The sequence below is a fragment of the Nitrosomonas ureae genome (assembly GCF_900108305.1).
GTDB lineage: Bacteria > Pseudomonadota > Gammaproteobacteria > Burkholderiales > Nitrosomonadaceae > Nitrosomonas > Nitrosomonas ureae_B.
In genome coordinates this window covers 220,948-235,041 of record NZ_FNUX01000001.1, presented here as the reverse complement: position 1 = coordinate 235,041, position 14,094 = coordinate 220,948, and the positions used below count along the sequence as shown (strand labels likewise).

Sequence of the window (14,094 nt, the reverse complement as noted above, 5' to 3'; positions counted from 1 at the left end):
ACCCAAACTCGTTGGAGAGTCTCAAGTATTTAAAGATTCCGGTTTCTGGAAGGAAATCGTAGTCGCAGGGATATGAAAACAAAATTTTTTACCACACAATTCAATTCGATTTTGTTTGCGTGATGGATAGAGCAGGATTGTCGGATAAGCGCTGTCTTGGCTATTTTCCGGCAATCCGATACTTAATGCATGAGGGGTAAATATCTGGAAACCGAATGGCGCGGGTCTAATGAAATATTACGCATAAGTATTGACCATGCCCAGATGCCTCCCAGGTATGGTGACTGTCTCAACATGTTTTCCGGTTTCCGCTTCCTGGTCAAGTATGTTAGTTGTATTTTTTGCTGATTGATAACTCTGCTGTTGTTTGTTTTCTTGCTGGAATGAATCAGCACCGACCATGACATTGCCCAGTTGGATGCCGTTATCGGCCATCATCTCTCTTAGCCTTGGTAAGGCTTCCTGGATAGCTTCGCGTACCGCTAAGTGCGGGGATACAAATTGGGCGGTTGCCTGATCCTGCGTGATGGTCAACATCACTTCGACAGGGCCCAAATGCGCTGGATTCAGATGAATCTCAGCCACTTGATTTTGCTGAGAAGTCAACCAAACTACTTTCTGGGCGAATTCACCTCCCCACTTTGGCTGATTTATTGGAAGGTCAACATGAATATCCTGCGGTGCAGTGTTTACCGTACCAGTACTGCTTAGGCTAAGTGATTGTGATGCAAATGATTGTGATGTGAGTGGCTCGTTATGCGCAGAAAATATCGATTCTTCCACAGTACTCGGCGTGATTAAGCTCATTTCTGAAGGAAATGGCAATAAATTGCCGTCAACGGCAGAATTTTCCGCACTCAATGACTGCCAGATATTATTGGACAGCGAGAAATAATCATTCGCCATTAAGTTATGTTGTGTCAGTTTTTGCTGAAGCATTGGATTCGCGGTTGGAACCATAATACTCAGAGTCTGCTTACCGTCCTGTGGAATCAATGAATTCGAAAATATCATGGCTGATACTTGTGGCATATTCGATGATGCAGTCTTTGCAGGGTGATCGAACATTGAATCCACTGGAAGTTGTGAGTGATTAAGGTTGGCTGGATGTGTCGAATTATTCAGCAGAGTATGAATAAAGCTAACCGTATCACCCGCAGTTACCGGTTCAGGTACGGTTAAGATGGTATCGTTATTATTACTTTCTTCCAGGGATATTGGACTGTCGGAGCGTTCATTGGTAGTGGGCGTATCGTTTTTCTCATGCTTGTTTGCTGCTTCGGAGACTTCACGCTGCAAGACTTTTCCAAACTCTTCACCGTCGGATTCATTCTTTCCTGATGGATTCGAATTGCTCGTTACTGCAATATTATTTTCAGTTGAAGAGCTGATTTGCGTTGCAACAGATAGGTTTAACATAAGTTTCTGGTCTCATACGATTAATAATGCTACCAATCAAAAAGCAATATTCATACCAGTGTGATAAGCACTGGATGCGGTTAACCATTTTTGGATGGATATGAATTGCGATAAAAGGAGTTTGAGGTGAATTCATCCTGTATTTTCTGTTCATTCTTTGCTTGTATTAAATCTTCCGCACTTCTTTTTCGTTGCGATAACGTATCGTAGGATTTTAATTTTTGTTGGCTGGATAGAAACTCATCACCTCCGGCAATCTTTTTATTCTGGGCAAATAATACGGCCTGGCGCTGCTCTGTTATAGCGGCCTCAAGCTTGTTTATGAAAGCAATAAAATTGAGCCACTCAATATGATCGAGTCCGGTTCTTGTTGAATCCTGCATATAGGATTGATAACTATGGCGATACTGCAGAAGCAGATTTAATTTTTTTTCTGCCTCTTGCTGTTGGGTATTCAGCTTCCCCAGTTTTCTTGCTGACGCATCGGTTTTCTGTTGCGCCAAATCCAGAAGAATTTTTAGCGATGACTTTGTTGACATAAGAATGCTTTCCTTGAGTGCCGTATTTTCTATCCTTCAATTTCAAATAATTTTGTGAGTTTCACAAGGCTATCGGCAAAATTCTCGTATTGCGACATGGTCTGGTGTAAAAATCTTTCAAATGCCGGGTAAAGCCTGATGGCTCGATCAAGCTCCGGGTCTGTGCCAGCGACATACGCGCCAACACTGATCAAATCATGACTACGCTGATAGCGTGCATACAGGCTTTTAAATTGCCGCGCCATATCAATTTGTTTCTGTGGCACCACACTGGTCATCACGCGACTAATCGAGGCCTCAATATCGATTGCTGGATAATGTCCCGCTTCCGCCAATCTTCGTGATAAAACGATATGCCCATCAAGAATGGCGCGGGCGCTATCTACAATCGGATCATTCTGGTCGTCTCCTTCCGCCAGCACAGTATAAAAGGCTGTAATTGAACCGCCAGCTTGGTTGCCGTTGCCGGCGCGTTCCACTAATTGGGGTAGTTTCGCAAATACCGATGGCGGATAACCTTTAGTGGCGGGAGGCTCGCCGATAGCCAACGATATTTCTCTCTGTGCCATGGCATAACGAGTCAATGAGTCCATAATGAGCAATACATGCTTGCCGCTATCCCGGAAATATTCGGCAATGGCCGTTGCATAGGCAGCGCCTTGTAAACGTAATAATGGTGATGTATCCGCCGGTGCGGCAACAACCACTGAGCGCGCGAGCCCTTCCTTGCCGAGAATATTTTCAATAAATTCCTTAACCTCGCGCCCCCGTTCTCCGATTAAACCGACGACAATCACATCGGCAGTGGTGTAACGCGCCATCATTCCAAGTAATACGCTTTTTCCCACCCCGCTTCCCGCAAACAAACCCATGCGCTGTCCTCTTCCGACGGTAAGCAGCGTATTAATGGCCCTTACTCCAACATCAAGCGGTTCGCTGACAGGGGTGCGTTCTAATGGATTAAAAGGACGGCTGTAGAGCGGTACGCTATGTTCCGCGTGGGTCGATCCTAGCCGGTCGAGTGGTTCACCCACGCCATTTAATACACGGCCCAGCAACTCTGGCCCAACGATTACATGCTTTGCGCGATCTGCAGCGCGTCTTCGTGGATGTTGAACACTGCCGATGCGGGGAGGCTCGTTGAGAACTTCGGAAGGAAATACTCTGGCACCGGGTGATAATCCATAAACATCACTTGATGGCATCAAAAATAAACGTTCTCCCGAGAACCCTACAACCTCAGCTGAAACGCTCTGCCCGTTCGATAAGAAAACGGTACAACTGCTCCCAACCGCCAACCTGAGCCCGACTGCTTCCATAACCAATCCTGTAACCTTAGTTACTGTTCCGCTGAGTAAGAAGGAACTGGCGGGATTAATGACTTGCGTGCAATTTTTTAAAAAATTGCTCCATTGTTCATGCCGTGACATTCTAGTCTTTCATCTCAAGCCATTGGTTATCGTGACCAATGGTCGATAGGGTTTTGTGCCAACGCATTTCCATGCTGCCGTCGATCTCGCTGCCATCCGCTTCAATGCGGCAACTACCCCGGGATAATTGTTCATCTTCACGGATGCACCAGTTATCCTGTTCCACTTGCGCTTGCAGGTGTGCGGCGACAAGCTTGGCGTCTTCAGGGTGTAAATAGAGCCGTGAATGTTGCATCGAATGCGACAAATTACGAATAGCTTCTTGCACGATAGGTATGATCAATTCAGGTTTTATCTTTAATGCTGTCGTAACCAGCTTCTTTGCAAGCGCAATCGACAAGTCCAGTAAACTGTCAGCAACCTGTTGATCCATCTTATGAAGATCTTGAGACAACTGCGTGAGTAGTGAATGAATGTGCGCTACTTCGACCTTTACTTCTATTTCCGCTGCTTTTTTACCTTCTGCATATCCGGCTGCGTGGCCTTGTTGAAGTCCCGCTGCATAGCCTGTTTCCTGGGCATGCTGATAGACGGCAGAAATTTCTTCTTCATTGGGTAGTGCGACCGCTTCCTGTTCAGCGTTATCTTCTTCTAGGGAATGATTTTCAGTTTCCGGTGGTTTTATCAATAAATCAGATTCTTCCAAAGAATCCATTTCCCAGCGTTGATAAGCGTTGAGTTCCTCTTTTGGAACAAAATTATTGGTTATCATCGGTAAGCCTTGAGTTTTGAACTAAATAGTAAGAAGCCATTTATTCAGCGTTTCGTTAGATAAAACCGTCATCACCCTTTCCACCCAGAACAATTTGCCCATCGTCCGCCAATTGACGCACAATCTTAAGAATTTCTTTTTGTTCCGCTTCAACTTCAGAAATACGCACTGGACCTTTACTTTCAAGGTCTTCACGAAGAGCTTCCGCGGCACGTTGCGACATATTCTTGAAAATTTTCTTGCGCAATTCCTCCTGCGCTCCTTTCAAGGCGACTATTAAAGATTCCGATTGAACTTCTCTGAGCAGTAGTTGAATGCCATGATCGTCAATGTCAATCAGGTTATCAAATACAAACATTTCATCCATGATTTTTTGCGCTAATTCTTCATCGTACTGCTTAATGTTTTCAATAACGCTGGCTTCTTGAGCCGATGGGGAAAAATTGAGAATTTCGGCAGCCGCGCGGACTCCGCCCATAGCTGCTTTGCGGACATTGGCGCTACCCGATAGCAATTTTGTTAATACATCGTTGAGTTCACGTAACGCATCGGGCTGAATGCTATCGAGCGTAGCAATGCGCAGTAACGTATCGTTGCGCAAGCGTTCGGTAAACAGGCTTAAAATCTCACAAGCGTGATCGCGCTCCAGATGAACGAGGATAGTCGCAATAATTTGCGGATGCTCGTTCTTAATCATCTCAGCCGCCGATACTGCATCCATCCATTTCAGTCCTTCAATACCGCTGGTATCCCCGCCTTGCAGGATTCTATCTATCAGATTGGCCGCTTTTTCGTCACCCAGTGCGCTGGTTAAAACTTTACGAATATAATCTGATGAATTTTGTCCTAAGGTAGTCCTGCCTTCAGCCTCATCACAAAACTCGGATACGATGTTTTCAATTTCTGACCGCGTAATATTCTGCAGTGTGGACATGGTTTCACCCAGTCTTTGCACTTCTTTCGGGCCTAATAATTTAATGACCGATGCTGCTTCCTGTTCACCCAAGGTCATCAGCAGAATGGCACTTTTCTTGAGTCCTTCGTCATCCATTTTTAACTATCCAATCCTTAACAACGTTAGCGACTATGGCTGGCTCATCTATGGCCAATTGTTTAGCACGCTTGAGATTCTCATCAAACATCGATTTTTGAATAGCCTGCATCGCAGTTCCATCCGTTTGCCCCGGAAATTGTTCCAGCGCAGCTCCATCAACGGCAACTTGTGTTGTATTATCAGTCAAGGCCGGGACCGGTGGTGGCGGCGCCAGACTTTTGAGAAATGGCCGCAGAATTTTTAGCAGGAAAAATAAGACAACGCCTATGATTAACAGCTGTTTCGCAAAATCCTTTGCCAGCATGATGACATCTGGATCTTTCCAGAACGGAACTTCCAGGGCTGTTGCAGTTTCTCCCGTGAATAAACCGTTCGTAACAGTTAGCGAATCCCCCCGTTTCTCGTTATAGCCCATGGCTTCCCGCACGAGATTATTAATTTCTTTAATTTCTTCGGCGCTTAATGGTTCATAAGTGATTTCCCCGTTTTCATCTACTTTCTTGCGGTAATTGACGACCACTGCGGCAGATAGCCGTTTGATATTTCCGGTTGATTGTTGGATGTGCTGAACAGTTTTATCAACTTCATAGTTAATTGTTGATTCTTTCTTTTTGTCGGTGGGTAGCGGGGGAGCGCTGTCAGTCTCCTCTTCATCACCCTCAGCTTTATCTCCGGCAGGTTTTTTTCCACCTGCTTCGATGGGTGCGATCGCAGGCTCTGGTGGCCGGTTTGTCAATGCTCCAGGGATTCCTCCATCGAATTTTGAACCTATGGATATAGATTCATGGGTTTGCTGACTGCGAATCGAGGCACGGTCCGCCTCTGTGTTATTAGGGCGGTATGTTTCTTCCGCGCGTTTGATACGGGAAAAATCGACATCAGCCGTCACCTGCGCGCGAACATTAGTGGCTCCGGTGATGGGGGTTAATATGGTTTCAATACGCCGGATATAATTTTCTTCAAGCTCCTGTATATACGCTAATTGTTTGGCATCAAACCGGGAATCTTCTTTTTTGTCGTTTTGGGAGCTTAGCAAATTTCCATTTTGATCTATGACAGTTACATTTTTTACCGGCAGACCCGGTACACTGCTGGCCATCAAATGTACGATCGCACTGACCTGTTCAATACTCAGTACACGGCCAGGATATAAATTAAGCAATACAGAGACGCTCGGTTGTTGTTTTTCTCTCGAAAAGACGGAGGGTTTAGCTATGGCTAAATGTACGCGCGCACTTTGCACTGCCGACAGTGATTGAACCGAACGTGCCAATTCGCCTTCCAGTGCACGCTGATAATTGACTTGCTCAAGAAATTGACTGGAGCCAAATTTCTGGTTTTCCATTAATTCAAATCCAACCAGTCCTCCTTTAGGTAACCCTTGGCCCGCCAGTTTCAGACGGACTTCATGAACCTGTTTTTCAGGAATCAGAATCGTGCCGCCGCCTGCGGAAAACTGATAAGGTACGTTCATTTGCTGCAATGCGCTGATAATGGCCGCACCATCATGATCCGATAGATTATTATAAAGGGCGCGGTACTCTGGGGCCTGGCTCCACATCAAAGCACCCACTAATAAGGCAATAACCGCGGCTGCAGAAGTAATCAATCCAAGTTTCTTTTGATTAGACAGGGAACTGAGGTGTTCCAGTCTATTGGTTGGCGCGGGGCTTGCTGCATTGGATTCACTAGGTACTGTTGCCACGTACTATTCTCCTACTTATATTTCCAGTTCACTTATCAGTAAAAGTGATATTTTTTTCAAGAAAATTACTTATCTTATGTTTGCAAGAAACTGCTGTCATTGGGTGCTTATTTAACAAGCAATATGTTCGGCATTCATGATTCCGTAAAAATATTTATTTTATTTATATCCAGATTGCGCAAGTTCTGAATAGATTTTTATTAGTGTGATGATTATCGATAAATTCGCAAAATCTGATCGCTTAAAAAGAATAGGTTTGCCTGCCCTATTCGTATCATTATCAGAGCTGGTAACAATGTTAAGCTACCGGCAATTTCTACTAATGGCTAATTCAAACCAGTGCAAACAAGAGAATCTACTGAGACGCAATCGGTACCATTGGATCCGGAGCAGCTGCAGCTTGCATTTGCCGCATTTAATGAGGCATCAGAGCAATTGTCCGGCGCTTATCAGGAATTGCAGCATCAAGTCGCGGAATTGACTCAGGAGTTGGCGCTGGCTAATGGTGAGTTGCATAAACAACTCATTGCGAAAGAAAATTTGTCTCAGCAATTAAGCCTGCTGTTAAATGCCTTGCCGGGCGGAGTAGTCTCTCTTAGTGCACAAGAACGCATCGAGCAAGTCAATCCTGCAGCAACCCATATGCTTGGCGTCCCCTTGCTGGGTATGACATGGCAACAGGTGCTGCAGAAGCGGTTAACATCGACGGGACTTGTTAATGAATGGTACGTTAAGTTGCAAAAAACATCCGAGCAGCGGCGTATCCGTATCGAGAGCAGCGCGGCCGATTCAGCCGGAAGAAGAATTCTGTTAATCAACGATATTACCGAAGCCTATGCGGTACAGGAGCAAATCAGACGAAATCAACGGCTAACCGCCATGGGAGAAATGGCGGCGAATCTTGCGCATCAACTGCGTACTCCACTCTCAACCGCATTAATCTATGCCAATCACTTGGGAGGTGATGCCCTGGCTCCGAGCGAGCGTAACAAGCTTGCTGCAAAAACGATTGAACGCTTGCATCATCTGGAGCATTTAACCAAAGATATGCTGCGTTTTGTAAAAGGTGAGACAAACCAACTTGAGACTATTGTCATTAGTAGCTTAATAGCAGAGTTGCAACAAGTTATCGAGCCACAAATGAAGCAACATGATTTGCAATTTACGGTGAATGATTATAGTGCGGACGAATTTCTGGTAACTGATCGCCAAGCCTTGTGCGGCGCACTGATTAATCTTCTGGAAAATGCAGTTCAGGCATCGCCTGCGGGTGGCCGGATTTGTTTCACAATCCGCTTGGAAAAATCAAATATCGTTTTCAGCGTCCTGGATAACGGGCCAGGTATTGATTCGATGCTGCAGGAAAGGCTGTTCGAGCCTTTCTTTACCACTCGCTCCGAAGGCACCGGCTTGGGTTTGGCCATTGCTAGAAGCGTTATACAGTCTATGGGCGGCAGTATACAGATCAACTCCTCAACCGGGACGGGTACCGAGTTTGTAATACATCTGCCCAGATGCAATGGAGATTGAAACAATGAAAACATTACCTATTCTAGTCGTAGAAGACGATCAGGATTTATTGGAAGCGATTTGCACCTCCCTGAAATTAAGCGGCTATGAGACCTCCGCCGCGTGCAATGGAAACGATGCCATGCAAGTGCTGCAAGAGCGCCAGATAGGGATGGTTGTCAGTGATGTCCAAATGCAGCCTATCGATGGATTTACATTGTTAACAAAAGCCAAAGCATTCGATCCGGAATTGCCCGTATTGCTAATGACCGCTTACGCAGATATCGAAAAGGCGGTTGCCGCGATGCGTGTCGGTGCTTGCGATTATCTGCTGAAACCTTTTGATCCGGATAGTCTGCTGGTTCAAATCAAACGCTATGCATTATCCGAATCCGGACAGGACGATAAAGTAGTGGCTAAAGATCCGCGCACACGATCATTATTGTCACTGGCCAAACGCGTTGCGCAATCACCGGCGACCGTCATGCTGACAGGTGAAAGCGGCTGCGGAAAGGAAGTGATTGCACGTTTTATTCATCAACATTCAGTACGTTCCGCTAAACCGTTTGTGGCGATCAATTGTGCGGCTATTCCGGAGAATCTTCTGGAGGCCACTCTATTTGGATATGAAAAGGGTTCTTTTACCGGTGCGGTACAGGCTCAACCCGGAAAATTTGAGCAAGCGCAAGGCGGTACGCTGCTATTGGATGAAATTTCTGAAATGCCTTTGGAGTTGCAGGCAAAACTATTACGCGTATTGCAGGAAAGAGAAGTGGAGAGAGTAGGCGGACATAAAACAATCAAACTGGATATCCGCGTTTTGGCAACCTCGAACCGTGACATGATGGCAATGGTAAAAAATGGCCGATTCCGTGAAGATCTGTATTACAGGCTCAATGTGTTTCCTATCGAAATTCCATCGCTGCGTGAACGGCCGCTGGATATAGAGCCCTTGGCGCAGCGTATACTGGCGGCAGCGGCAATCGGCTCAGAAAAACCATCTTGCAGAATGACCCAGCCAGCCATTAAAAAGTTGACCCGATATTACTGGCCAGGCAATGTCCGAGAGCTGGAGAATGTCATGCAGCGCGCCATCATTCTGGCAATGGATAACACCATTGAGAGCGAACATATCCATTTGCCGGAAACAGCTTCAGCGCATGAAAAAAATCAAATGACTGCAGAATCATCGATTCAGGATATCAAGGCGCTCGAACGAAAGCATATTCTGGAAACGCTTGAAGCTGTTAATGGTTCGCGTAAACTGGCCGTTAAAAGGTTAGGTATTTCAGAGCGAACCTTGCGCTATAAATTACAACAATATCGTATGACAACGTAACACCTATTGCCTATAGACAGTTACGCGCAACTTTATATAATATTTGAGCATTTCTGGATTCTGAGCGATAGTTTGAAAAATTGATGTTGAGGTGAATCATGGACAAGAACGGAATTGATAATATTTTGCAGCAGTTGCAAGCGGCTTCAGCGCTTGCTTCCGGCACCAAAAAACAATTGGGCAATGATGAAGTAGCCAGCGTTGATTTTAGCGAAAAGCTTAAATCCGCTATTGATCAAGTCAATAAATCGCAGGTGAGTGCTGACAGATTGAGCGAACAGTTTGTCAGCGACCAATCCAATGTGGATTTGCATGAGGTAATGATTTCACTGCAAAAGGCCAACGTTTCCTTTCAATCGATGGTTCAAGTCAGAAACAAGCTGGTAACCGCCTACCAGGAAATTATGAATATGCAGGTTTAACCGGACTCTGCCCGCAGGCGGTGCAGATATCGCTTGCGCTATTCTTCCAGCGCCATTTCCAGCTCCAGCCAATTTTCCTCCAATTCCGCTACTTTTTTCTCGAGTGTGACGAGCGTCTCACTCAGTTGATCAATTTCATTCCGGGAACAGTTCGCATAAGTAGCCGGATCTGCCAAGCGGCGGTTTGCCTCGGTCAATTCTTTCTGTGCAATCGTCAAAGCAGCTTCAAGTTTTGATTGCCTGGACAGCAGAATCTTCTTGTTTGGTCTGGCTGCTACCTTAACTTGCGTTTTGGGTGCGGCTGAGCGTAATTCTTCAGCTTCTCTGGCACGGCGAGCCTCTATCCAGCGTTTATAATCTTCCAAATCGCCATCCAGCAATTGCGCTTGACCATCCGCCACCAGCCACAATTCATCCGCTACCGCACGCACCAGGCTGCGATCATGCGAAACCAGCACCACAGCCCCGGTATAGGCCTCCAACGCCAGCGTTAGGGCATCGCGCATATCCAGATCCAAATGATTAGTGGGTTCATCCAGCAATAGAAAATGGGGTTTTTGCCATGCCAGCATTGCCAGCGCCAAGCGGCTCTTTTCTCCACCGGAGAAGGTTGCTACCGGACGATCTTCGTGATCCCCGCCCAGACCAAACCTGCCCAGAAAATTACGCAAACTCAATTCGGTTTGCGCCGGATCAAGCCGTTTCATATGTTGCAAAGGTGTGGATTCACTATCGAGATTTTCCAGCTGATGCTGGGCAAAGTAGCCAATCCCGATGTTAGGCGCTTGCTCAATAAAACCTGAAGTGGGCTTGATTTCCCCGGTCATTAATTTTATCAAGGTGGATTTTCCAGCACCGTTCGGTCCCAGTAATGCAATGCGCGCACCGGCTTGCAGCACAAGATTGACATGCTGGAATAGCTGATGATCACCGTAACCAAAGCTCATGTCTTTTATCCGCAGCAAAACATCAGGGCTGCGTTCAGGCGCTTCAATCTGTAGCCCAAAATGACCGTCTTCAATGTGCACCGGTGCAAGACGCGCCAGCCGATCCAAGGCCTTGATCCGGCTTTGCGCCTGTTTGGCTTTGGTTGCCTTGGCACGAAAGCGCCGCACAAAATCTTCCATGTGCGCAATCTGTTTCTGTTGTTGTTGAAACGCCTGGACATGTTGCGCAAGATGTTCAGCCCGCGCGCGCTCGAAATCATCGTAGTTGCCGCTATAGCTATCAATTTTCCGGTTGTTGATATGCGCAATGCGCTGCACGCAAGCATTGAGAAACTCACGATCGTGAGAAACAACGATCACACTTCCCGGATAGCGTGCCAAATACTGCTCCAGCCAAAGAATGGCTTCGAGATCCAGGTGATTGGTAGGCTCATCCAGCAACAACAAGTCAGCGCGATGCATTAAGGCACGGGCCAGATTCAGACGCATGCGCCAGCCGCCGGAAAAATGATTGACCGGTTTCTCCAATATAGAATGAGCGAATCCCAATCCATTCAATAACTGCGCTGCCCGTGATCGTGCGCTATAGCCACCAATCGTTTCGTAGCGTTGCTGCGCTTCAAACCAGGCTGCATCATGTTCGACCTGCGCCAGAATTTTCTCCAGCTGACACAGCTCTACATCGCCATCCAACACGAATGCAATAGCCGATTGATCAGAATCGATGATCTCCTGTTCGACAAAAGCGACCGTTTTCCCGGATTGGAAGCTCACTTCTCCACTATCCGGTTTGAGCACGCCGCGAATCAACCGGAACAAAGTCGATTTGCCGCTGCCATTCTTACCGACCAGGCCCACGCGCTGATTGGAAAAAATTTGCAAATTGCAATTCTCCAGCAACGGCATGCCACCCTGTAAGTAGGTTAAAGATTGAATGTCTAACACAATGCCTTGGTTATAAATTGATTAACTGTATGATATTGATTTGACTGAGAGCTAATGGCAGCAGAACCCGATACCGGTAAGTATCTTATAGCTTGGGTTCCAATATTAACTCACCCAACATTCAGAACAGGGTGAATAATACTCTTGTTGCTTATGAAATTTTAGAATTCACATGCCGACATGAGAATGGAATGTATTGGAAGGCGGTTCGGAGAGATCGTAGATTATAATAGAATTCTATATTAATATCAATTGCTTGAATTTATCATCATGGGAAATCGTTAATCGAAAATATTTATGTTCGATAATCTATATTTTCGATTTTGTGCTTGCCCTTGCCCCTTTGTTTATTTTGAAACAATAATTACGATGTCATTTTTTTGCTATGATCATATCTTGATAGCCGCCATAAACTGTCGGTTCTCTTCCAGACCATAAACCATAGTGTATTTCCTTAATTTCTAATCCAGCCTTACGATAAATCTCAGCTATAAAAGCTTCATCGTATGCGACGGCAGCTTCCGGAATCTGTGGATCAATGACCCAGCAATTCTTAATCTCATGAAAAAACGGCTGGCTACTTTTTTGCTCTTTGAGTGCTTTAACAGATGGCTCATTGAGTAAAAAGTATGTTCCAAGAAAATAACCATCTGGTTTTAGAACTCTTGTTATTTCAGAAAGATAATGCTCACTATCTTCTGCAAGAAGATGAGTGAAAACAGATGCAGCGCAGGCAACATCGAATGTATTTTCTTGATAAGGAAACAGATACTCTCGGGCTGGATAACGTCCCTTTGGGTTATAACGATGATTGAAGATATCTGCTACCTGAAAGCTGAAATTCGAGCGGCAAGTCGTAATATGATGTTGACACCATTTGATATTCTCTGGTGTTATGTCGAATCCCTCATAGCGGCCTGTAGCATCCAGATAATCGGTCAACGGAATCGCGAGCCGTCCTATACCACAGCCAATATCCATAAAACTACTGTTTGGAAGGAGATTGCAGCGTATCTTAAATTCCCTTAGAAAAGCTTCACCAACTTCCTGAAATTCCTGTAGCAGTGTTTGATGACCAATCGAATCAATTCTTTCTATAGGTATTTGCGAATACAGTAAATCCGAATTTGTCATAATTTGTATCGTGGTAAGCCGCTATCCGGATCTCGATTTTCATCCATGAGTCGGACTATATAGGAAATTTAGCAATCCACCTAGCCAATCTGTCATCAATACTACACAAGAGCGGCGCTGTTGTGTCTGCGTGAGAGTTTAGATTCATAAAATCCTGCCGTAACGAATCTACCCATTCATTTTTTATATGAATGCTTTTTATGAGAAAAATATCCTTGATTGTTTATGAGTTAGTTATATTGGGAATCAACGCCTAGCCATGAGATTTACTATTTTATTGTTTTTAATATTAGCTCCGGTAATTGCATGTGCTGAAAACCTCTTGGTGAATAGTAATAAATTATTTAATTTTGCTGAAGAATCTTATCCGGAGTTTTTTAGTCCTGCTAACACAGGAACGTTTAGTTTAAATAATTATTTGGTGCGCTACTATCCCGATACAGGCAATTATCTTGGAACTGTCGGAGAAGATGTCTATGCTTATGGTGATGTTTTCAATGGGCTTTTAAAAGTCGGAGTAATTTCGAATTTTATAGCGTTGGAGCCTGATAGCGATGAATTACTCGCTCAATTATTCGGAAGTGGTCAGAGTAATGTGCAAGTTTATGGATCAGGTGTTGTGATTTCCATTTTATCGGATGATCTCGACGGCAGCCGTCATCAAAGATTTATCATTGAGTTAAAATCAAAGCAGACGCTGCTGATCGCTCATAATATAGATTTAGCGCCAAGAATTGATGGATTATCCCTAAATGATAAAATTGAATTTTTCGGGGAATATGAATGGAATGATAAAGGTGGAGTCATTCATTGGACACATGATGATCCTGAAGGAATTCATGTGAATGGCTGGATCTTCCATAATAATGCTATCTATCAGTGACTCCGCATCGAAAGAAACTCTGAGAACGAGTTCAGGCACCGAATCACGTTGTCGAT

Annotated in this window: 12 protein-coding genes; 4 read left to right on the top strand and 8 right to left on the bottom strand. The window is 45.1% G+C overall.

Annotation, left to right across the window (positions count from 1 at the left end; all coding sequences use genetic code 11):
* Nucleotides 1–237 precede the first annotated feature (237 nt).
* The 6 genes from C4S39_RS01175 to fliF form a co-directional block, all read right to left on the bottom strand.
* Nucleotides 238–1,419, bottom strand: coding sequence for a flagellar hook-length control protein FliK (locus C4S39_RS01175; protein WP_103965219.1), 1,182 nt, complete (start codon nucleotides 1,417–1,419; stop codon nucleotides 238–240).
* Between the two features lie 80 nt (nucleotides 1,420–1,499).
* Nucleotides 1,500–1,958: a flagellar export protein FliJ gene (gene fliJ / locus C4S39_RS01170; RefSeq protein ID WP_103965218.1), complete on the bottom strand. Its 459-nt coding sequence runs from the start codon at nucleotides 1,956–1,958 to the stop codon at nucleotides 1,500–1,502.
* A gap of 29 nt (nucleotides 1,959–1,987) precedes the next feature.
* Nucleotides 1,988–3,388, bottom strand: a complete 1,401-nt coding sequence (gene fliI / locus C4S39_RS01165; protein ID WP_103965217.1) for a flagellar protein export ATPase FliI — start codon at nucleotides 3,386–3,388, stop codon at nucleotides 1,988–1,990.
* A 1-nt stretch (nucleotide 3,389) separates the two neighbouring features.
* The gene (locus C4S39_RS01160) at nucleotides 3,390–4,100 is read right to left on the bottom strand and encodes a flagellar assembly protein FliH (RefSeq protein WP_103965216.1); all 711 of its coding nucleotides are present in this window, start codon (nucleotides 4,098–4,100) and stop codon (nucleotides 3,390–3,392) included.
* 55 nt (nucleotides 4,101–4,155) lie between these two features.
* Nucleotides 4,156–5,151: a flagellar motor switch protein FliG gene (gene fliG / locus C4S39_RS01155; protein ID WP_103965215.1), complete on the bottom strand. Its 996-nt coding sequence runs from the start codon at nucleotides 5,149–5,151 to the stop codon at nucleotides 4,156–4,158.
* Nucleotides 5,144–6,859: a flagellar basal-body MS-ring/collar protein FliF gene (gene fliF, locus C4S39_RS01150; RefSeq protein ID WP_103965214.1), complete on the bottom strand. Its 1,716-nt coding sequence runs from the start codon at nucleotides 6,857–6,859 to the stop codon at nucleotides 5,144–5,146. The genes fliG and fliF overlap by 8 nt, the downstream gene beginning before the upstream one ends.
* 339 nt (nucleotides 6,860–7,198) lie before the next feature.
* Here fliF and C4S39_RS01145 point away from each other — a divergent pair, with 339 nt between their 5' ends.
* The 3 genes from C4S39_RS01145 to fliE all read left to right on the top strand — a co-directional run bounded on the left by C4S39_RS01145 (nucleotide 7,199) and on the right by fliE (nucleotide 10,129).
* On the top strand, nucleotides 7,199–8,389 hold the full coding sequence (locus C4S39_RS01145; RefSeq protein WP_103965213.1) for a sensor histidine kinase: 1,191 nt from the start codon (nucleotides 7,199–7,201) through the stop codon (nucleotides 8,387–8,389).
* A gap of 4 nt (nucleotides 8,390–8,393) precedes the next feature.
* Nucleotides 8,394–9,707, top strand: coding sequence for a sigma-54-dependent transcriptional regulator (locus tag C4S39_RS01140; protein WP_103965212.1), 1,314 nt, complete (start codon nucleotides 8,394–8,396; stop codon nucleotides 9,705–9,707).
* Between the two features lie 98 nt (nucleotides 9,708–9,805).
* Nucleotides 9,806–10,129 carry a flagellar hook-basal body complex protein FliE gene (gene fliE / locus C4S39_RS01135; RefSeq protein WP_103965211.1) on the top strand — a complete coding sequence of 108 codons (324 nt, stop codon included), beginning with the start codon at nucleotides 9,806–9,808 and terminating at the stop codon, nucleotides 10,127–10,129.
* A gap of 38 nt (nucleotides 10,130–10,167) precedes the next feature.
* On the opposite strand, the gene C4S39_RS01130 is transcribed toward fliE, so the two are convergent.
* Both C4S39_RS01130 and C4S39_RS01125 read right to left on the bottom strand, forming a co-directional pair.
* A complete protein-coding gene (locus tag C4S39_RS01130; protein ID WP_103965210.1) occupies nucleotides 10,168–12,021 on the bottom strand; it encodes an ABC-F family ATP-binding cassette domain-containing protein in 1,854 nt (617 codons plus the stop codon).
* Nucleotides 12,022–12,393: 372 nt separating this feature from the next.
* Nucleotides 12,394–13,155 (bottom strand): class I SAM-dependent methyltransferase, encoded by a 762-nt coding sequence (locus tag C4S39_RS01125; RefSeq protein ID WP_103965209.1) that lies wholly within the window; start codon nucleotides 13,153–13,155, stop codon nucleotides 12,394–12,396.
* Between the two features lie 259 nt (nucleotides 13,156–13,414).
* Here C4S39_RS01125 and C4S39_RS01120 point away from each other — a divergent pair, with 259 nt between their 5' ends.
* Nucleotides 13,415–14,038 (top strand): DUF3465 domain-containing protein, encoded by a 624-nt coding sequence (locus C4S39_RS01120; RefSeq protein WP_103965208.1) that lies wholly within the window; start codon nucleotides 13,415–13,417, stop codon nucleotides 14,036–14,038.
* Nucleotides 14,039–14,094: the final 56 nt, after the last annotated feature.